Raw genomic sequence first — 20085 nt, 5'->3', positions numbered from 1 at the left:
GAAAACGCGTTTGAATCAAGCCCGAGCGCACAAGGGTGTGATATTTTGGCCCGCAGGCCCTAGCGCCGCCCGATCTGCCGACAGATCAGAATCACCGGCAACAGCCCCACCGCCAGTATGACCAAAGACGGCACGGCAGCGCCCTCCAACCTCTCGTCAGAGGCCAGCCGGTATGCCTGCACGGCCAACGTATCAAAGTTGAAAGGTCGCATGATCAGGGTCGCTGGCAGCTCTTTCATCACATCGACAAACACAATCAGCAGGGCCGTCAGCAGTGACGGTGTCAGGATTGGCAAGTGAATCCGACGCAGCGTGCCCAGCGGCGTCTGACCCAAGGATCGCGCGGCAGCGTCCATGTTGACATGCACTGTGCTCTGCCCGCCTTCATAGGCGCTGAGCGCGGCGGCCAGAAAGCGCACCATATAGGCGGCGACCAGCAACCAGATCGAACCCGTCACCAGCAGCCCGGTCGAAATATCTAAGGTCTGCCGCATCCACGCATCCACGGCATTGTCGAAACTGGCGAACGGCACCATCAGGCCCACCGCGATCACCCCACCCGGCACCGCATAGCCCAGCCGCGCAATATACCCGGTTGTCAACGATCCGCGGCCCGGACGCAGGCGCTGATAGAACCCCACGCAGATTGCAGCAAATACGGTGACCACAGCCGCCGTACCCGCCAGCGTCAGCGAATTCTGAATGAACCCGATATAGCGCCGCGACAGCAGGTTCTGTTCCGACTCCATACCCATTTGGACCAGAATGAACACTGGCAGCAAAAAGCCCAGCAGCACCGGAATGGCGCAGAGGGTAAATCCCCCAACCGCAAGCCAGCCCTTCAAGGGTGTTAACGGCAAGACGGCGTGGCTTTTGCCCGCCTGATAGTATTTTGCCTTGCCGCGCCGGGTGCGCTCGACCACAGCCAACAACAGCGCAAAGCCCAAAAGGCACAGGGCCAGTTGCGCCGCGGCGGCGCGGTCTCCGATCGAGAACCAGCTGGTGTAAATACCGGTAGCAAAGGTCTGCACGCCGAAATAGGCCACGGTGCCAAAATCCGCGATGGTCTCCATAATGGCCAACAACACTCCACCCGCAATCGCCGGGCGCGCCATTGGCAGCGACACGTGCCAGAACGCCTGCCACGGGTTCTTGCCCAGCGCACGGGCGGCGAGAAACGCCGAGGCGCTTTGCTGTAGAAATGCAGCACGGGCCAGCAAATACACGTAGGGATACAACACCAAGATCAGCATCACCGCCGCGCCCTCGGTCGAGCGGATTTCGGGGAACCAATAATCGCGCGGCCCCCAACCCGTCACATCGCGCAGGGTGGTCTGAACGATGCCGGGATGATCCAAAATAAAGGTATAGGCATAGGCCAGGACATAGGCTGGAAAGGCCAGCGGCAGGACCAGCGCGATCTCAAGGAAGCGCACGCCGGGAAACCGGGTCATTGTCACCAGCCACGCCGCGCCGACTCCGATTGAAAACGTACCGGCGGCCACCAGAACCACCAGGATGAGCGTCGTAAGAGCGTAACCGGGCAGCACCGTATCCAACAGATGCGAGATCGTATCCGTCCCGCCCGTCGCTGCCGCCAGAACAACCGCCACCATTGGCAGCAGACAGGCAGCCGCCACCAGATAGGCCACCGAGGCCACCAACCGGGTGCCAAACACGCCCCGATTGCGCGTTCCGTGTTCTGAATATTCGATTTCGGCCATGTTTCCGGTTGTGACAGGCTAAGGCGCAGGTTTCGCCTTTAATCGACCAAAATGCTAAGAAACACCAGTGGGCGGGCAAACAAATCTGCGGCACATACTGCCGCAGAGCTGTTTTGCAGGGTCATTCGTAGACGCGCTGATCCTCGATCACCAACCCGTCCTTGGGCAGCGATCCGGGGGCCACGACCTCAATCGCGCCCTTCAGTTTCAGCACCTCGACCACGGATTTTGCATAGGCCATGTCATCCCCGACCGGGCTTTCGATCTGCACCGTCATGGTGTCCATCTCGCCCTGTCGGGCGGCAATGACACGGGCTTTGACGATCTCTTCATGCTTGTCGACAAGTGCGGCCACCTGTTCGGGGCGTACGAACATGCCCTTGATCTTGGTTGTTTGGTCCGCACGGCCCATCCAACCCTTGATCCGCGCATTGGTGCGGCCACAGGGCGACTGCCCCGGCATGATGGCCGACAGATCGCCGGTGGCAAAGCGGATCAGCGGATAGTCGGGGTTTAGCGAGGTCACGACAACCTCGCCGACCTCACCCGAAGCGACCGGAATACCTGTGCCCGGCGTGACGATCTCGACAATCACGTGCTCGTCGATGATCATCCCCTCCATCGCGGGGCTTTCATAGGCGATGTTGCCCAGATCGGCGGTGGCATAGCATTGCAGGCAGGAAATACCCCGGTCCGCATATTCCTGACGCAAGGACGGGAACAGCGCGCCGCCGCCCACGACGGCTGTTGCAAAGTTCAAGGACACGCTCATCTCATCGGCCTTGTCCAGAATGACCTTCAGGTAATCCGGCGTCCCCGCGTATGATGTACAGCCCACATCACGGGCAGCTGTCACTTGCAATTCGGTCTGGCCCGTACCGGCAGGCAGGACCGCCGCGCCGACAGCCCGCGCGCCACTTTCAAAGATCATCCCCGCCGGGGTGAGGTGATAGCCAAAGCAATTGTGGACAATATCGCCCGGACCCACGCCTGCCGCGTGCAGGAAGCGCCCCATGCGCCACCAATCGGGATCGGTGCTGCCGGGCTCATAAATCGGGCCGGGGGATTGGAACACGTGATGAAAATGCCGCGCCGGTTTCACAGTAAAACCGCCGAACGGAGGACGCGCGGCCTGAGCTTGTGCCAGATCGGATTTACGCAGGACCGGCAGCTTGGCCAGATCATCAATCGAGGCGACGGCATCAATATCAGCCCCGGCCAAATGCGCTTCAAAACCCGGCGCTGAACGCGCGCGTTTCAGTTGAACCCGCAACGCCTGCGCCTGATCCGAGGCGCGTTGATCGGCTGACCGGGTCTCAAGCGCGTCGTAATATTTCGTCATGACCTGATCCTCCATCCGCTTATAGCCACCGCTTGCGGCGACGGTACGAGCGCACGTCGCGGAAGCTTTTGCGCCCTTCGTCGGACATGCCCAAGTAGAACTCTTTCACATCCGGGTTTTCGCGCAGATCAGCCGCCGGGCCGTCCATCACCACGCGGCCCGATTCCAGAATATAGCCGTAATGTGCAAACCTTAGAGCCACATTGGTGTTCTGTTCGGCCAACAGGAAAGACACGCCCTCTTTCTCGTTCAGGTCTTTCACGATGCCGAAAATCTCTTCGACCAGCTGCGGCGCCAAACCCATCGAAGGTTCGTCCAGCAGGATCGTCTCGGGTCGCGACATCAGCGCCCGACCCATCGCCACCATCTGCTGCTCGCCACCCGAAGTATAGCCCGCTTGCGAGCGGCGCCGTTCTTTCAGACGCGGGAAATATGTATATACAAGCTCCAAATCCTGCTGGATCGCGGCCTTGCCATCCTTGCGGGTATAGGCCCCTGTCAGCAGGTTTTCCTCGACCGTCAGGTGTTCAAAGCAATGGCGGCCCTCCATCACCTGAATCACACCCTTTTCCACCAGATCAGCCGGGTCGCTTTCGTGAACGCTGACCCCGCGATACTTGATCGAGCCTTTTGTGACCTCGCCGCGTTCGGAATGCAGAAGGTTGGACACCGCCTTGAGCGTTGTGGTTTTGCCCGCCCCATTGCCCCCAAGCAAAGCGGTTATGCCGCCCTTGGGCACGGTCAGGCTGACGCCCTTCAGCACGAGGATCACATGGTTGTAGATCACCTCGATATTGTTGACCTCAAGCAGGGTGTCCGCCTGAACTTCGGTGGTTTGGGCCGCATCCAGCATCAGCGCGTGTCCTCATGCCTTGTGTTTGAAACGGGACGGCGGCGCACCGCCGCCCCGCGATTTTTTTAGTTACAACGCGGTTCGATGTTGTTTTCCGCAGCATAAGCGGCCGAATCCTCGTCGATCAGCGCGCCAATGACTTCGGCATCCGTAGGCTTGAAATCCTGAACGGTGTTCCACGTCTTGGCAGCCGCGTCCCACTGCACGACACCAACCAGTCCGGGGCCGCCATGGTTTTCACAGGTGACCGTGAACTCAGGCCCGAACCCAGACATGCCCAGCGCCTCCATCTTGGCGTTGGTCATTTCCAGCGCCTCCATGCCGTCACGCATCATGGCAGGCGTGATATCCGCCGTGCCGTGCATTTCCTGCGCGGTTTTGATTGCCTCAGACGCCAGCATCGCAGCATAGAGACCGCGGTTGTATTGCACAGCACCCAGTTGATCGCCCGCACCGGCAGCTTTGCCTGCATCAACAACGTATTTCTGCAGATCGCCATAGACCGGGTAGTCCATGCCCAGACCAGTAAAGGTCAGCGCCTTGTATCCGTTGGCTTTTTCACCGGCAGGTTCTACGTCAAACTCAGCGCCCGACCACCAGACACCGATGAAATTCTCCATCGGAAAGCGGATATTGGCGGCCTCTTGAACCGCGACCTGGTTCATCACGCCCCAGCCCCACATGATCACATAATCAGGCCGGTCACGGCGTATTTGCAGCCATTGCGATTTCTGCTCCTGACCAGGATGGTCGACGGGCAGCAACGCCAATTCATACCCGTGTTTTTCGGCCAGGGTTTCCAATGTCCGGATCGGCTCCTTGCCATAGGCCGAATTGTGGTAGACCAGCGCGATTTTCTTGCCGCTCAGATCTCCACCGTTTTCATCCAGCAGATAGTTGATCGCACCCGACGCGCCATTCCAGTAGTTGGCCGGGTAATTGAAGACATGGCTGAACACTGTGCCGTTCGCCGCCGAGGTGCGGCCATAACCCATTGTGTGCAGCGGGATATTGTCCGCCGTTACTTTGGGGATCAGCTGATAGGTAATTCCCGTCGACAAGGGCTGATACACCAGAGCACCTTCGCCCTTAGTGGATTCATAACACTCGACACCTTTTTCGGTATTGTACCCAGTTTCGCATTCGATCACGCGAACAGGAACACCGCCGATGCCGCCGTCGCGTTCGTTCAGCAAGGTGAAATAGTCGTTGTAGCCGTCCGAAAACGGGATGCCGCCCGCCGCATAGGGGCCGGTCCGATAGCTGAGATCAGGGATCACCAGATCCGCCAGCGCCGGGCCTGCGGCCATCAGGGCGCCCAGCGCCATGGTTGCCAGTGTCTTGTTCATCGGGTGTCTCCTCCCTTGGTTTATCCGATGGTGTCGTCGGGCTTTGCACCCGTTATCTGATTGGGCCTGCCCTTAGTGTGGGAACGGCCAGAGTCTGAGTTTCTCTTTCGCCACGCGCCACAACTGCGCCAGGCCGTGTGGTTCAAGGATCAGGAACAGGATGATCAGCGCCCCGACGATAACCAGCTGTAGATGCGCCACGATATCGGTCGGCCATCCCAGCACGTCGACGCCGACCACTTTCAGGACCACCGGTAGCAGAACAAGGAATGCAGCACCGGCGAATGAGCCAAAAATAGAGCCTAACCCGCCAATAATGATCATGAACAGCACCAGGAATGATTTCTGGATACCGAACACCTCGCCTACTTCAACCGCGCCCAGATAGACCGCGAAGAACAGCGCACCCGCGATCCCCACGAAGAACGAGCTGACGGCAAAAGCGGTCAGTTTCGCCTTGAGCGGGTTCACCCCGATGATCTCGGCCGCGATATCCATGTCGCGGATCGCCATCCACGTGCGGCCCGTCGTGCCACGCGTCAGGTTGCGGGCTATAATGGCGCAAATAGTCAGAAAGATCAGACAGAACAAATAGGTTGCCCAGGCCGGCGCATTCGGGCCGGTGATGATGATGCCGAACACATCCCGTTCGGGCGCGTTGATCTGACCCGACGCCGAATAGTTGTAAAACCAAGGCACTCGGTTGAACAGCCAGACCAGGAAGAACTGCGCCGCCAGAGTTGCCACCGCCAGATAAAAGCCCTTGATCCGCAGGCTCGGCAGACCGAACAGCACCCCGACAATGGCCGTGATCCCGCCTGCCAAAATCACATGGATAAACATACTGACATCCGGGAAAGCGGTCATCAGCTTGTAGCAGGCATAGGCACCCACGGCCATGAACCCCCCTGTGCCCAACGAGACCTGTCCACAATAGCCCACAAGGATATTCAGACCGATCGCTGCTATGGCATAGATCAGAAACGGCAACAGCAGCGCGTTGGCCCAGTAGTCATTGATGAGGAACGGGATAATCCCAAACGCAACCGCCAGCACGACATAGTACCGGTACCGGTCGAACTTGATCGGAAAAGTCTGATTGTCGTCTATGTACGAGGTTTTGAAGTCCCCGGCCTCACGATAAAACATGACTTACTTTCCCCATTCTTCCTGCGCCCGGTTACGAGCCTCGGCGTCCAGTTGATTAGATCCCTTGGCGTATCCGCTCGCCTCGGAATTGCGCACCAGTTTCATGTAGGCCAGAACCCCTGTGACCAATCCGGCAAAGGCAAGGATTGCGGCGATCACCAGCTGGCTTTCACTCAAATCGTCCGACGTGATGGCGATGTAACCAAATGCCCAGAACCCGGCCCACGCGATGACATTGATGATGGCGATCAGTTTCTGCACGGCTAAACCCTCTCGATAATTTTCTCACCGAAGAGACCTTGCGGCCTGAACACCAGAAAAATCAACGCCAGCACGTAGGCGAACCAATTTTCGGTCGCACCGCCAACAAGCGGGCCGATGGCGAACTCGAACAGCTTTTCACCCACGCCGATGATCAGCCCACCGACGATGGCTCCGGGGATCGAGGTGAACCCGCCCAGCATCAGCACCGGCAGCGCCTTGAGCGCGATCAGCGACAGTGAGAACTGCACGCCCGACTTGGTGCCCCACATGATCCCCGCGACCAGCGCCACAAACCCTGCCACCGACCAGACCATGATCCAGATGAAATTAAGCGAAATCCCCACCGACAGCGCCGCCTGATGGTCATCTGCCACCGCGCGCATCGCCCGGCCCTGCTTGGTGTACTGACTGAACGCCACCAGAGCCGCCACAAGCAGCGCCGCGATGATCGTCGCCACGATATCCAGATTGTCGATAAAGAAGCCGTAACCAAAGATGTTAAAGGTGCTTTCGTCGATCCACAGGTTGATGCCTTGCGGCAGGCCGACGTCCAGTGTCTTGATCTCGGACCCCCACATCAGGTCGGCCACGCCTTCAAGGAAATATGCCAGGCCGATGGTGGCCATGAACAGGATGATGGGTTCCTGCCCCACCAAATGACGCATGACAAACCGCTGTACCGCCCAGGCCAGCAACACCATCACCCCCATGGTAAGGATGATCGCGAAAAGCGCGGGAACATTCCAACCAAAATAGTGGATATGGGTGCCGAAGGTTGCGTTGATCAGATGGGCAAACGGCACCTGCCCATTCATGATTCCCACCAACGTCATCGCGGCGAACAGGGCCATAACCCCTTGCGCATAATTGAAAATCCCTGACGCCTTGTAGATCAGCACAAAGCCCAACGCGACCAGCGCATACAGAACCCCGGCCATCAGACCGTTGAGGATAACCTCCATCGCGAATACGAGCTGTTCAGGCATCAGCGCCACTCCCCATGTCTGTCCGGTGCTCAGTCATGGCTGACCCCCAGATAGGCGTCGATGACTTCCTGATTGCTACGCACCTCGTCCGGGGTGCCGTCACCGATCTTCTTGCCGTAATCCATCACAACCACCCGGTCGCTCAGGTCCATCACCACGCCCATGTCGTGTTCGATCAGGGCAATGGTGGTGCCGAACTCGTCATTCACATCGAGGATAAAGCGGCTCATGTCCTCTTTCTCTTCGACATTCATGCCCGCCATCGGTTCGTCCAGCAGCAACAGCTTGGGTTCCGCCGCCAAAGCGCGGGCCAGTTCGACGCGTTTCTTTAACCCGTAGGGCAGGCGCGACACGGGCGTCTTGCGGATGTGCTGGATTTCCAGAAAGTCGATGATCTTTTCGACCGCCTCGCGGTTTTCGACCTCTTCCGCCTCGGCCTTGCCCTTCCACCAGGCCTGCTGAAAGATGCTGGTCTTCATGAAGTTTAACCGCCCGGTCATGACGTTGTCCAAAACGCTCATGCCTTCGAACAGGGCGATATTCTGGAACGTCCGCGCAATCCCTTGCCGCGCAACCTCATAGGGGCGCATCGGCGGTCGCTTGGAACCGTGAAACCAAACCTCGCCTTCCTGCGGCACATAAAACCCCGAGATCACATTCAGCATCGAGGATTTGCCCGCCCCGTTCGGCCCGATGATCGCTCGGATCTCACCCTCACGAATGTCGAACGAGATATCCTTGATCGCCACCACACCGCCGAAACGCAGGGTGATGTTCTTCATCTCCATCACCACACCGCCGATCTTGCGACCGTCTTCGGTGACATATCCTTCGGAACTATCCAGCATCAGTCACTCCAAAACTCACGCAAACACGGGACGGCGGGCGGGGCGACGACCGCAGGTCAAGCGGCGCACGACCGGCCCTCATTCCGCTGCCACCTTATGCTGCGCCACCGGCACAACCGGCGCGTCCACAATCTCCAGCGTCGCCGAGATCGAGCCCTTGCGACCGTCCTCATAGGTCACTTCTGTCGTGGTCGAGACGGTTTCGGATCCGTCATAAAGCGCGTCGATGATGTCCTGGAATTTCTCCTCGACGAACCGGCGGCGCACTTTGCGGGTTCGGGTCATCTCACCATCGTCGGCGTCCAACTCCTTGTGCAAAACAACAAAGCGATGCACCTGACACCCCGACAACATATCGTCGGCTGCGACGGACTTGTTCACCTCTTCCACGTGGCCACGAATCGTCTCTAACACGCGGGGATGTCCCGCCAGTTCCTGATAGGACGCGTAGGCCACATTGTTACGTTCCGCCCAGTTTCCTACTGCTGTCAGGTCAATATTGATGAAGGCCACGCAGCGATCCTTGCCATTACCGAACAGCACGACCTCCAGAATATCAGGATAGAATTTCAGCTTGTTCTCGACATATTTCGGGGCGAACATCGACCCATCGGCCATCTTGCCCACGTCTTTTGCGCGGTCGATGATGCGCAGATGGCCTGAATTTTCCTCGATGAACCCCGCATCGCCTGTGGCCACCCAACCCTCGGCATCCTTGGTCGAGGCGGTGGAGTCCGGGTTCTTGAAGTATTCAACGAACACGCCGGGCGAGCGATAGTGGATCTCACCATTGTCGTCGATCTTCAGCTCAACATCCGGCGCGGGCACGCCGACCGTATCCGCCCGCACTTCGCCATCCGGCTGGACGGTGATGAACACGGTGGCCTCGGTCTGGCCGTAAAGCTGTTTCAGGTTGATGCCCAGCGAACGGTAGAAATCGAAAATCTCCGGCCCGATGGCCTCACCGGCTGTATAGCCCACGCGGAACCGGCCATATCCCAGAGTGTCCTTCAGCGGACCATAAACCAGCATATTGCCCAGCGCATATCTAACCCGATCCGCAAACCCAACAGTTTTACCGTCCAACAGCGAACCACCGACCTTCTTGGCGTGTGCCATGAAGTGATGGAACATGCGCTGCTTCAGCTTGCCCGCATCCTCCATCCGGATCATCACATTGGTCAGCTGGGTTTCGAACACGCGCGGCGGGGCAAAGAAATAGGTCGGTCCGATCTCGCGCAGGTCGGTCATCATCGTGTCGGCGCTTTCGGGGCAGTTTACGCAGAACCCGCACCAATAGGCCTGACCGATCGAGAAGATGAAATCGCCCACCCAGGCCATCGGCAGGTAGGACAGGATGTCTTCGTTCCGGGTCAAATGATCGAATTCCGCGGAGTTCTTCGCGCTTTCAATGACATTGCGATTCGACAGCACCACGCCCTTGGGCTTGCCCGTCGTGCCCGAGGTATACAGCATCACGCAGGTATCGTCGTAAGTGATCGCGGCGATGCGTTTGTCCAGCTCCGCGTCGAACCGGGCGTGACCTGCGCTGCCCTCGGCCATGATGTCTTCAAGCGCGTTCATCTGCGAATGGTCGTATTTCCGCATCCCGCGCTTGTCGGTATAAAGGATGTGTTTGACCTGATGCAGGTTTTCCTGAATCTCGATGACCTTGTCGACCTGCTCCTGATCGCCGCAGACCACGTATTTCGCGCCACAATGTTCCAGCACATAGGCCATCTCTTCGGCCACGGAATCCTGATACAAGGGGACAGGCACCGCACCCACCATCTGCGCCGCGACCATCGACCAGTAATGCGCTGGACGGTTGCGACCGATCACAGCGATATGGTCACCATGCTCAACGCCCAGCTCCAGAAACCCAAGCGCAATAGCGCGAATTTCCTTAGCGGCCTCGGCCCAGGTCCAGCACTGCCAAATGCCGAATTCCTTTTCCCGATAGGCCGGGGCATCCCCGAACTGGGTCACATTGCGGTGTAACAGCGCCGGAAGGGAGTCCAACCCTTCAGCGCCCGACTGCGTCTGAGCCAATCTTTCTCTCCTCCCCATCCGGCCCCTCCCCGGGCCGGAAACGGCAGCTCAGGGTTGTATTCCCGAATGCCGATGCCCGATTAAGGGCACCGCAGAAGATCAGCGTCAACTTTTTCCTGATGTTTTCTCAATTCTTACGAATTGTAACAGGGGGCCAGGGATAGGATTTACCATCCAATCGGCTCTACCCAAATTTAAGATATTGGATAAAGTTCAATGATCGATTGTTATTGTGAAGCCGCATTCGCTGCTGACTAGGAGTTTGAAATGACGACAAGTTCTCTCACCAGGATCGAAGCCGAAAGAATTGAAAAAGTCGTCAAAGGAGCACTCAACAGTATCACCAGCAACAAACCCGAAGCTTGGCTGCAGCATTGGACGCCCGACGCGATATTGATGCCACCGGGTATGGAAAGTGTAGTTGGACGGGATGCACTGGCAGACTGGATCGAGGACTGGGCCCCAATAAAGCGTTTTGAGGTAGAAGCCTTTTCTGTCGAAGGGAGCCATACACTGGCAGTTGTGATTTGCGACTTCGTGCGGGTTATCGAATTGGAAACCGGCACAGAGGAAAGACAGCTCGGTCGACAAATGTTGAAGTTACGAAAGCAATCTGACGACACATGGCTCATTGCTGCCGCAATTTTTAATTCAAGAACGTAAAGGCTTCTGGCTCGCAAGATAGCGACATTCTTGCGCAGTTTGCCTAATTCATGCGCTAAACGTCTATGAACCCAACTATCTGAAACATCGCCGCTACAACCAATCCCGCAAAATCGGGATTAGCGGCACATCCGCCGCAGGCATCGGGTAGTTGCGCAGGTCATTCGCGCGCACCCATTTCAGCGCCTGTCCTTCCTTGGACTGCGGAATTCCCTCCCATTTGCGGCAGGCAAACAGCGGCATAAGCAGGTGAAAGTCATCATAGCTGTGGCTGGCAAAGGTCAGCGGCGCAAGGCACGAGGCCCATGTATCGATCCCCAGTTCCTCGTGCAATTCTCGGATCAGGGCGGTCTCGGGGGTTTCGCCGGGTTCGATTTTGCCGCCGGGAAACTCCCACAGACCGGCCATGGATTTGCCCTCCGGGCGCTGCGCCAGCAGCACCCGGCCCTCGACGTCAATCAGGGCGACGGCTGAAACAAGAACTGTTTTCACGAGCGATAATCCGCATTGATCTCGATATAGCCGTGCGTCAGGTCGCAGGTCCAAACGGTAGATTTGCCGTCGCCCAGCCCCAGATTGACGGCGATCACAAGATCCTGACCTTTCATATAGGCCGCGGCGTCTTCCTCGCGGTAGTCCGGGCTGACCCAGCCTTTTTCGGCCACCAGAATGTCACCGAAAGAAATGCTCAGCAGGTCGCGGTCGGCGGAGGCGCCGGATTTACCGATGGCCATGACGATGCGGCCCCAGTTCGGGTCCTCGCCCGCGATGGCCGTTTTCACCAGCGGAGAGTTCGCGATCGCCAGACCATGCACTTTGGCGTCAGCGTCCGAGGCAGCTCCGGTCACGCGGATTTCGACGAATTTCGTCGCGCCTTCTCCGTCGCGCACCACTTGTTGCGCAAGGTCCAGCATCACCGATTCCAACGCGTCGGCAAAAGCCGCGTTGCCGGTGGCATCGACGCCCGAGGCCCCTGTCGCGCACAGCAACAGGCTGTCCGAGGTCGAGGTATCGCTGTCGACGGTAATACAGTTGAACGTCCGGTCGGTCTGCGCGCCCAGCATCGCTTGCAGCGCGGATTGTTCAACCTTGGCATCGGTGAAGATGTAGACCAGCATCGTCGCCATATCCGGCGCGATCATGCCCGATCCCTTGGCAATCCCTGCAATAGAGACTGTTTTGCCGTCTATCTCGACCTGTGCACTGGCCCCTTTCGGAAACGTGTCAGTGGTCATGATCGCGCGGGCCGCGTCTTCGATGGCATGACGGCTGAGACCGGATTTCAACGTCTCAAGCTGCGCCACGATCCGCTCATGCGGCAGAGGTTCACCAATCACACCTGTCGACGAGGTAAATACGCGCTCGACCGGAACACCGGTGGCGGTGGACACCGCCTGCGTCACCTCAGCCACCGAGGTCTGACCATAGTGCCCGGTAAACGCGTTGGCATTACCCGAGTTCACCAAAATCGCCGCAGGCCCGTCGCTGGACCCGCCAATCTTGCCCTGACAATCCAGCACCGGGGCCGCTCGCGTGGCGGATCGGGTAAACACCCCAGCCACAGAAGTACCGGGGTCCAGTACTGCCAGCATGACATCGGTGCGGCCCTGATAACGCACACCTGCCTCGACGGTGGCAAAGCGCACACCGTCAATCGCGGGTAGATCGGGAAAGGCCGCCGGGGCCAGCGGGGAAACCTTGGTGATCGTGGCCACGGGGTTACTCCTGAATCAGCTCGATCTGACGCAGCACTTCGGGGCCTACGCCTTCCTGTGCAGGGCGTTCAATCTCAGCCCCTTGGGTCAATTCGTCGATGCGGGCCTGAATCACGTCCTGTTGCAATGTCTGGGTCAGTTCCGCACGGACCTGTTCCAGTGCGGGCGCCTCAGATTTGCGTTTGTCGTTCAGCGTGACCACGTGCCAGCCGAACTGAGTTTTCACCGGCTCTGACACCTGACCTTTGTCCAAGCTGATCACAGCCGCTTCAAAGGCTGGCACCATCTGGCCCGATCCAAACCAGCCCAATTCACCGCCGTTTGGACCCGAAGGGCCTGTGGAATGTTCCTTGGCCAGTTCAGCAAAGTCGGCACCGTCGTCCAACTGCGCCTTGATCTCTTTGGCTTCTTCTTCGGATTCGACCAGAATATGGCTGGCGTTGAACTCGTCCACGCCATTGAAATCGGCGTATTTGGCGTCATACGCGTCTTGGATCGCTTCATCTGTCAGGTGCTCTTCGATCAGCGCATTCACTGTCTGTACGGCCCGCAAGGACCGCGTCTCGTTCTCCAACGCCAGCGTGTTCAGTTTGGTCAGCTCGTCCTGCTGCTGGCCTAGCAATTGCTGCTGGATCATCTGGTCGATGATCAGTTCATACAGAACGTCATCCTCGATCTGCTGATATTGCTCAGGCAGCGCGGCTGCGGTGGCGATGACGTGACCCAATGTGATCTCTTCGCCATTCACGCGCGCGATCACAGTGTCCGCATCGGGTTTCGTCTCGGCGGCCAGTGGCAGGGCCATCACGGCAGCAAGCGCCAGAGATGGCAGAAAAGTGAGGCCTTTGGGCATGGATTCATCCTATTTCTTTGCCGCGACAGGGCGCAGCGTTGACACTTCAGAACCTGCCGCTTACATCGCTTTGAAGCCTTGGACAGGGCCGCCTTTCACCCCCCGTATCTATGGGTTGCGCGCAAGGTGGGCAAGCCTGTCGCAACCAAGACAAGAACAGATCCGCTGGAGTGAACATGCTGGGACTCGGAACGCTCGCGAAAAAGGTGTTCGGAACACCGAACGACCGAAAGATCAAGGCGACCCGCCCCCTGATCGAAAAGATCAACGCGCTGGAGCCCGAGTTCGAAAAGCTCTCTGATGACGGCCTGATCGAAAAGACCGCCGAACTGCGCAAACGTGCGCTGGACGGTGAAAGCCTGGACGCCCTGCTACCCGAAGCCTTTGCCAATGTGCGCGAAGGTGCGAAACGCGCGCTGGGTCTGCGCGCCTTTGACGTGCAACTGATGGGTGGTGCGTTTCTGCATCAGGGCAACATCTCGGAAATGAAGACGGGTGAGGGCAAGACGCTGGTCGCCACCTTCCCCGCCTATCTGAACGCGCTGACCGGTAAGGGCGTACATGTCGTTACCGTGAACGAGTATCTGGCAAAGCGCGACTCGGAATGGATGGGCAAAGTGTTTGCCGCCGTCGGTATGACCACCGGCGTAATCTGGTCAGGTCAGCCCGATGCCGAGAAAAAGGCCGCTTACGCCTGTGACGTCACCTATGCCACCAATAACGAGCTTGGGTTCGACTATCTGCGCGACAATATGAAGGCCGAACTGGATCAGATTTACCAGAAATACCACAATTTCGCGATTGTGGACGAAGTGGATTCGATCCTCATCGACGAGGCGCGGACGCCGCTGATCATCTCGGGCCCCTCTGAGGACCGGTCGGACTTGTATACTGCCATCGACGGGTTGATCCCCTTGCTGCAGGAAGATCACTATACGCTGGACGAAAAGTCGCGCAACGTGACCTTCACCGACGAAGGCAACGAATTTCTGGAAGAGCGCCTGATCGCTGTGGACCTGATCCCCGAAGGTCATTCGCTATACGACCCCGAAAGCACAACGGTCGTGCATCATGTGAATCAGGGCCTTCGCGCGCATAAACTGTTCCAGCGCGACAAGGACTACATCGTTCGCGATGGCAATGTGGTTCTGATCGACGAATTCACCGGCCGGATGATGCCGGGTCGCCGCCTGTCCGAAGGTCTGCATCAGGCTATCGAGGCCAAGGAAGGCGTTGCGATCCAGCCGGAAAACGTGACGCTGGCCAGTGTGACCTTCCAAAACTATTTCCGCCTTTATGACAAGCTGGGCGGCATGACAGGTACGGCGCTGACTGAGGCCGAAGAATTTCAGGAAATCTACGGTCTGGGCGTGGTTGAGGTTCCAACCAACAAACCTATTGCCCGCGTGGACGAGGACGATCAGGTCTATCGCACCGCAGCTGAGAAATACGGCGCGATGATCGAGGAAACCAAGGAAGCACAGGAAAAGGGCCAACCGGTTCTGCTGGGCACCACATCCATTGAGAAATCAGAACTGCTGAGCCAGTTGCTTCAAAAAGAAGGCATCGAACACAACGTCCTGAACGCCCGCCAGCACGAGCAAGAGGCGCAGATCGTCGCCGATGCAGGCCGACTGGGCGCTGTGACCATCGCCACCAACATGGCCGGCCGCGGCACCGATATTCAGTTGGGCGGCAATGTTGAGATGAAGGTTCTACAGGCGCTGGCCGAAAACCCCGAGGCCGACCCGACCCAGCTGCGCGCCGCTGAAGAGGCGCGTCACGCGGAGGAAAAGGAAAAGGTGCTGGCCGCTGGTGGTCTTTATGTGATGGCGTCAGAACGCCACGAAAGCCGCCGCATCGACAACCAGCTGCGCGGTCGTTCGGGCCGTCAGGGCGATCCGGGGCGCACCGTGTTCTACCTGAGCCTCGAAGACGACCTGATGCGCATCTTCGGCTCAGAACGGTTAGACAAGGTTCTGACCACGCTGGGCATGAAAGAGGGCGAGGCTATCGTCCACCCCTGGGTGAACAAATCGCTGGAACGCGCACAGTCCAAAGTCGAAGGCCGTAACTTCGACATGCGCAAGAACGTTCTGAAATTCGATGACGTGATGAACGATCAGCGGAAAGTTGTGTTCAGTCAGCGGCGCGACATCATGTCTTCGGATGACCTGTCCGAGGTCGTGTCGGATATGCGTGAACAGGTGATCGACGATCTGATCGACGAATACATGCCGCCGAAATCCTATGCCGACCAATGGAATACCGAAGGCTTTTACGCCGCCGTTATTGCAAAACTGGGTGTAGATGTACCGCTGATCGATTGGGCCGCCGAAGAAGGCGTCGACGATGAAGAGATTCGCGGCCGTTTGATCAAAGCCACTGATGAGATGATGGCGCAGAAGGCCGTCGCATTTGGCCCCGAGAACATGCGCAACATCGAAAAGCAGGTGCTGCTGCAAACCATCGACAGCAAATGGCGCGAGCATCTGCTGACCTTGGAACATCTGCGTTCCGTGGTTGGCTTCCGCGGATACGCGCAGCGCGATCCGCTGAATGAATACAAGAACGAAAGCTTCCAACTGTTCGAAGGCATGCTGGATAGCCTGCGTGAAACTGTAACTCAGCAATTGTCACGCGTGCGCCCGCTGTCCGAGGAAGAACAGCGTGAGATGCTTGCGCAGATGCAGGCACAGCAGGCACAGGCGCAAAAAGCCGTCGATCAGGCGGCAGGGCAAGCCGAAGCAGTGGCCGAGGCCCAAGCCTCGGGCGATGCCCGTCCGGGCTTTGACGAGAACGACCCCAGTACCTGGGGCAACCCTTCCCGCAATGACCCCTGTCCCTGCGGCTCGGGCAAGAAATTCAAGCACTGCCACGGACGCCTGACCTAACGTCACCCGAATTTAGGCACATTGAGTCCACTTCACGGCCACATATTGGCCGTGATTCAAAATCAGTATGCGACTCGCTCCTTCAACTGGGGAGGGTGTCTTGTTTGTAATAAAGAACTACGTAACCACCGGCGGCACTGTCGCTTGCGCGCTGGCAATTGGTTACCTGATGCAAAATGGAAAGCCGGCGGAGCCCTCAAGCGCGCAGGATTCTGTAAGTGTGACCGCCGAAGCTGCAATCATTCCCGGGCTGGAGAGTATTGTTCTGACCTCCTCGACCCCCGCCCGTGAATCGGAACAAGTCGCAGTTGAGGCGCCGCGCCAAGTGAAAGCCAGCCGGTCAGCCCCCTCTGACCAGGGCGATTGCAGCTTTGCCGCACGGGCCTACGCCGTCCCCGGCGCTGCCGCACGTTTGATTTTCAAAGCCCCCTGCCATGGCAATGAACGTATCGAAGTGCATCACAGCGGCCTGACTTTGACGCAAAAAACAGATAAAGATGGCGTGCTGGATCTAACCATACCGGCCTTGTCGGAATACGCGATATTTCTGATCTCTCTTGAGGACCAGAAAGGGATCGTTGCCACCACTCACATTCCCGATATCGGCCAGTATTCTCGTTTCGCCCTGCAATGGCAGGGTGAAACGGACCTTCAGATACACGCTTTGGAATTCGGGGCCAGCTACGGCGACACAGGCCACGTTTCAGCCACGTCTGACGCACAAGGCACAGGCAATATCGTACATCTTGCGCAGTCTGCGTTCAGCGATGCACGCAATGTCGAAGTTTACTCTTTTCCGGAAGGGAAGTCGCAACAATCGGGTTCGATTGAACTGACGGTCGAGGCAGAAGTGACGCCAGAAAACTGCGGCAAGGATTTGAGCGTGCAATCGCTTGAAATGCACGGTGATCGGGAACTGCGTTCGCGCGATTTGGCGCTGAGTTTCCCGGACTGTTCCAAAACCGGTGAGTTTCTGGTGTTGAATAATCTGTTCCAAAACCTGACAATCGCGGCAAACTAAACCGCAGGCAGGCTTGACGTTCTTATGACATTTTTCCGTGTGGCAACCGCCGCACTACTCTCGGCGACTCTTTCTTCGACCGTGCAGGCGCAGGACATCACGCTGACGTCGCATGATGGCCACGTCGAGGTGTCCGGCACACTTTTAGGCTTTGATGGCGAATTCTATCGCGTCGACACGCAATTCGGCGAGCTTACCGTGGATGGCTCGGGCGTCACCTGCGATGGGCCCGCCTGCCCAAGCCTGACCGATTTTGTAGCCGAATTGCTTTTCTCGGGATCGTCGGTGATGGCAGAAAAGGTGATGCCCGCCCTTGTGGTAGGATTTGCCGAACAAGAAGGGTTGTCCGTTGAACGCCTGACATTGGACGCAAGCACCCTGGCTTACGAGTTGCGCCAAACCGGTCGCGATGCGCCGTTGGGTCGCTTCTTTTTCAACATCGGTAATACTGGCAGCGGGTTCGTAGATCTGATCGAAGGCCAGGCAGATATCATCATGGCGTCACGTGAAATCCACCCGCAAGAGCATGAGAACGCCAAGGCCGCGGGTTTGGGCGATCTGACTCACGCGCGCCGCTCCAGAGTTGTCGCCCTAGATGCTTTGGTGCCCATCGTGGCACCGGGCAATACGATCCCACATATCTCTTTGGCTGATTTGGCGATGGTGCTTTCAGGCGAAATTGACAACTGGTCGGCTTTGGGCGGGCCAGACGCGCCGATCGCGCTGCACCTGCCGTCCGCCGACTCTGGTCTGGCGCAGGTGATCCAGAACCAATTTCTGGCCCCCACCAAAGCTGAACTGCCTGAAAACGTCGAATGGCATGACCGAGGCAACGATCTGGTGGACGGTGTGGCCAGCGACCCGTTTGCCATCGGAATCGCCAGCCAAGCCGAGGCGAATGGCGCGCGCGCTTTGCCATTGGCGGGTGGATGCGGCCACACACTGATGGCCACGCGGCAATCGATCAAAACCGAAGATTACCCCCTGACCTCGCCGTTGTTCCTCTACTTGCCCGAGCGCCGCCTGCCCCGCGTCGCCCGTCAGTTTCTGGCCTATACCCAAAGTGCAGATGCCCAAATGGCGATCCGTGATGCGGGTTTTGTCGATCAAGCCCCCGAAACGATCCCTATCGCACTGCAGGGGAACCGGTTCGCGAATGCGGTTGCTTCGGGCGGGTCCGAGGTTGGGCTGGATGAGCTTCAGCGCCTGATCGCAACTTTACGCCCGCTGTCCCGGCTGTCCCTGTCCGTACGATTTAAGGCCGGGTCCTCACGCCCGGACGCGCAATCCCGGTCGAATATCCAACAACTGGCCCAGCAGCTTGAGGCCGGAACGCTGGACGTGCGCAAACTGCTGTTCGTCGGCTTCAGTGACGGTGACGGTGCTGCCGCATCCAATCAGCGGATCGCATTGCTGCGTGCCAAAACGGTGCGTAACGCGGTGCTGGCAGCAGTGGAAACTGCAATTCCCGATAGTGTCGAGCTTGAGGTTGACGCCTTCGGCGAAGCAATGCCCATGGCATGCGACGACTCGGATTGGGGGCGCAAGGTCAATCGTCGGGTCGAGATCTGGGTCAGGTGATCCCTTATAGATAGCCCTCAGACCTAAAGCTCAGTTCGGTCGATTTGCCGATGATCAGATGATCATGCAGCGTTAGGCCCAGCGCCAGACAGGCATCCTGAATACGGTTGGTCATGTCGATATCCGATTGGGAAGGCGTCGGATCGCCCTAGGGGTGGTTATGCACCAAAATCAACGCCGAGGCATTCAGCTCCAACGCCCGTTTTGCCACTTCACGCGGGTATACCGGGACATGATCCACAGTGCCTTTGGCCTGTTCCTCATCCGCGATCAGCACATTCTTGCGATCCAGATAGAACACCCGGAACTGTTCAGTCTCGCGATGGGCCATGGTCGTGTGACAATAGTCCAGCAACGCGTCCCAGCCGGAAATCACATGCCGTTGCATCACCCGCGCGCGGGCCATGCGATGGGCGCAGGCCTCAAGTATCTTCAGATCGGTAATCACCGTATCTCCGACGCCCTTGATCTGGCGTAGACGCTCCTCGGGCGCGGTCAGAACCCGGTTGAAATCGCCAAACGTATCCATCAGCGCCCGCGCCAGCGGTTTGACATCCTGCCGGGGGATCGAACGGAACAGAACCAACTCCAACAGTTCGTAATCCGGCATGGCGGCCGAACCGCCTGACATGAACCGTTCGCGCAGCCGCTTGCGATGGTCTTTGATGTAGGAGGGCAACCGACCCGTCGGCAGCGGCTGCGCCGGCGCTTCGTCCGTTTCGAACAGCATCGGGGCTTCGGCAAAGGCGTCCTGTGTCATGGGTACACACTGACGCAGAATCGGTTTCCGA

General features: G+C 58.2%; 16 protein-coding genes and 1 pseudogene. 4 read left to right on the top strand and 13 right to left on the bottom strand.

The window, feature by feature from the left end:
* Positions 1-59 precede the first annotated feature (59 nt).
* The 9 genes from ACR0LN_RS12890 to ACR0LN_RS12850 all read right to left on the bottom strand — a co-directional run bounded on the left by ACR0LN_RS12890 (position 60) and on the right by ACR0LN_RS12850 (position 10585).
* Positions 60-1724: an ABC transporter permease gene (locus ACR0LN_RS12890; RefSeq protein WP_480430116.1), complete on the bottom strand. Its 1665-nt coding sequence runs from the start codon at positions 1722-1724 to the stop codon at positions 60-62.
* A gap of 121 nt (positions 1725-1845) precedes the next feature.
* Positions 1846-3066 (bottom strand): phenylacetate--CoA ligase family protein, encoded by a 1221-nt coding sequence (locus tag ACR0LN_RS12885; protein ID WP_480430115.1) that lies wholly within the window; start codon positions 3064-3066, stop codon positions 1846-1848.
* Positions 3067-3085: 19 nt separating this feature from the next.
* Entirely contained in the window at positions 3086-3919 is an 834-nt protein-coding gene (locus ACR0LN_RS12880; RefSeq protein WP_480430114.1) for an ABC transporter ATP-binding protein, read from the bottom strand.
* A gap of 65 nt (positions 3920-3984) precedes the next feature.
* Positions 3985-5268 (bottom strand): ABC transporter substrate-binding protein, encoded by a 1284-nt coding sequence (locus ACR0LN_RS12875; protein ID WP_480430113.1) that lies wholly within the window; start codon positions 5266-5268, stop codon positions 3985-3987.
* A gap of 72 nt (positions 5269-5340) precedes the next feature.
* Positions 5341-6417 carry a branched-chain amino acid ABC transporter permease gene (locus ACR0LN_RS12870; protein WP_480430112.1) on the bottom strand — a complete coding sequence of 359 codons (1077 nt, stop codon included), beginning with the start codon at positions 6415-6417 and terminating at the stop codon, positions 5341-5343.
* A gap of 3 nt (positions 6418-6420) precedes the next feature.
* Positions 6421-6678, bottom strand: a complete 258-nt coding sequence (locus ACR0LN_RS12865) for a hypothetical protein (RefSeq protein WP_480430111.1) — start codon at positions 6676-6678, stop codon at positions 6421-6423.
* Between the two features lie 2 nt (positions 6679-6680).
* On the bottom strand, positions 6681-7667 hold the full coding sequence (locus ACR0LN_RS12860) for a branched-chain amino acid ABC transporter permease (protein ID WP_480430110.1): 987 nt from the start codon (positions 7665-7667) through the stop codon (positions 6681-6683).
* A 29-nt stretch (positions 7668-7696) separates the two neighbouring features.
* Positions 7697-8515 carry an ABC transporter ATP-binding protein gene (locus tag ACR0LN_RS12855; RefSeq protein ID WP_480430109.1) on the bottom strand — a complete coding sequence of 273 codons (819 nt, stop codon included), beginning with the start codon at positions 8513-8515 and terminating at the stop codon, positions 7697-7699.
* 78 nt (positions 8516-8593) lie between these two features.
* A complete protein-coding gene (locus tag ACR0LN_RS12850) occupies positions 8594-10585 on the bottom strand; it encodes an AMP-binding protein (RefSeq protein ID WP_480430108.1) in 1992 nt (663 codons plus the stop codon).
* A 249-nt stretch (positions 10586-10834) separates the two neighbouring features.
* On the opposite strand from ACR0LN_RS12850, the gene ACR0LN_RS12845 reads away from it, so the two are divergent.
* A complete protein-coding gene (locus ACR0LN_RS12845) occupies positions 10835-11230 on the top strand; it encodes a YybH family protein (protein WP_480430107.1) in 396 nt (131 codons plus the stop codon).
* 93 nt (positions 11231-11323) lie between these two features.
* Here ACR0LN_RS12845 and mutT read toward each other — a convergent pair whose 3' ends face one another.
* From mutT to ACR0LN_RS12830, 3 genes are read right to left on the bottom strand one after another with little or no spacing between them, the layout of a single operon-like run.
* A complete protein-coding gene (gene mutT / locus ACR0LN_RS12840) occupies positions 11324-11722 on the bottom strand; it encodes an 8-oxo-dGTP diphosphatase MutT (RefSeq protein ID WP_480430106.1) in 399 nt (132 codons plus the stop codon).
* Complete coding sequence (gene argJ, locus ACR0LN_RS12835) at positions 11719-12945, bottom strand: bifunctional glutamate N-acetyltransferase/amino-acid acetyltransferase ArgJ (RefSeq protein ID WP_480430105.1); 1227 nt, start codon at positions 12943-12945, stop codon at positions 11719-11721. Before argJ ends, mutT begins: the two co-directional genes overlap by 4 nt.
* A gap of 4 nt (positions 12946-12949) precedes the next feature.
* Complete coding sequence (locus ACR0LN_RS12830) at positions 12950-13798, bottom strand: peptidylprolyl isomerase (protein ID WP_480430104.1); 849 nt, start codon at positions 13796-13798, stop codon at positions 12950-12952.
* 176 nt (positions 13799-13974) lie between these two features.
* On the opposite strand from ACR0LN_RS12830, the gene secA reads away from it, so the two are divergent.
* The 3 genes from secA (at position 13975) to ACR0LN_RS12815 (ending at position 19294) form a co-directional block, all read left to right on the top strand.
* Positions 13975-16692 carry a preprotein translocase subunit SecA gene (secA, locus tag ACR0LN_RS12825; RefSeq protein ID WP_480430103.1) on the top strand — a complete coding sequence of 906 codons (2718 nt, stop codon included), beginning with the start codon at positions 13975-13977 and terminating at the stop codon, positions 16690-16692.
* Positions 16693-16792: 100 nt separating this feature from the next.
* Complete coding sequence (locus ACR0LN_RS12820; protein WP_480430102.1) at positions 16793-17713, top strand: hypothetical protein; 921 nt, start codon at positions 16793-16795, stop codon at positions 17711-17713.
* A gap of 24 nt (positions 17714-17737) precedes the next feature.
* Positions 17738-19294 (top strand): phosphate ABC transporter substrate-binding/OmpA family protein, encoded by a 1557-nt coding sequence (locus tag ACR0LN_RS12815; protein WP_480430101.1) that lies wholly within the window; start codon positions 17738-17740, stop codon positions 19292-19294.
* A 4-nt stretch (positions 19295-19298) separates the two neighbouring features.
* Here ACR0LN_RS12815 and radC read toward each other — a convergent pair.
* Positions 19299-20054 (bottom strand): annotated as a pseudogene (gene radC / locus ACR0LN_RS12810) (RadC family protein).
* Positions 20055-20085: the final 31 nt, after the last annotated feature.

The organism is Ruegeria sp. AA6 (assembly GCF_056542865.1).
The sequence above is the reverse complement of the archived record's forward strand: the minus strand, read 5'-3'. Positions and strand labels throughout refer to the sequence as shown.

Coding starts and splice junctions, on each gene's coding strand:
- ACR0LN_RS12875 (WP_480430113.1), bottom strand. CDS start 5,268: ATGAACAAGACACTGGCAACCATGGCGCTGGGCGCCCTGATGGCCGCA.
- ACR0LN_RS12880 (WP_480430114.1), bottom strand. CDS start 3,919: ATGCTGGATGCGGCCCAAACCACCGAAGTTCAGGCGGACACCCTGCTT.
- ACR0LN_RS12870 (WP_480430112.1), bottom strand. CDS start 6,417: ATGTTTTATCGTGAGGCCGGGGACTTCAAAACCTCGTACATAGACGAC.
- ACR0LN_RS12855 (WP_480430109.1), bottom strand. CDS start 8,515: ATGCTGGATAGTTCCGAAGGATATGTCACCGAAGACGGTCGCAAGATC.
- ACR0LN_RS12890 (WP_480430116.1), bottom strand. CDS start 1,724: ATGGCCGAAATCGAATATTCAGAACACGGAACGCGCAATCGGGGCGTG.
- ACR0LN_RS12815 (WP_480430101.1), top strand. CDS start 17,738: ATGACATTTTTCCGTGTGGCAACCGCCGCACTACTCTCGGCGACTCTT.
- ACR0LN_RS12850 (WP_480430108.1), bottom strand. CDS start 10,585: ATGGGGAGGAGAGAAAGATTGGCTCAGACGCAGTCGGGCGCTGAAGGG.
- ACR0LN_RS12845 (WP_480430107.1), top strand. CDS start 10,835: ATGACGACAAGTTCTCTCACCAGGATCGAAGCCGAAAGAATTGAAAAA.
- ACR0LN_RS12885 (WP_480430115.1), bottom strand. CDS start 3,066: ATGACGAAATATTACGACGCGCTTGAGACCCGGTCAGCCGATCAACGC.
- secA (WP_480430103.1), top strand. CDS start 13,975: ATGCTGGGACTCGGAACGCTCGCGAAAAAGGTGTTCGGAACACCGAAC.
- ACR0LN_RS12860 (WP_480430110.1), bottom strand. CDS start 7,667: ATGCCTGAACAGCTCGTATTCGCGATGGAGGTTATCCTCAACGGTCTG.
- ACR0LN_RS12830 (WP_480430104.1), bottom strand. CDS start 13,798: ATGCCCAAAGGCCTCACTTTTCTGCCATCTCTGGCGCTTGCTGCCGTG.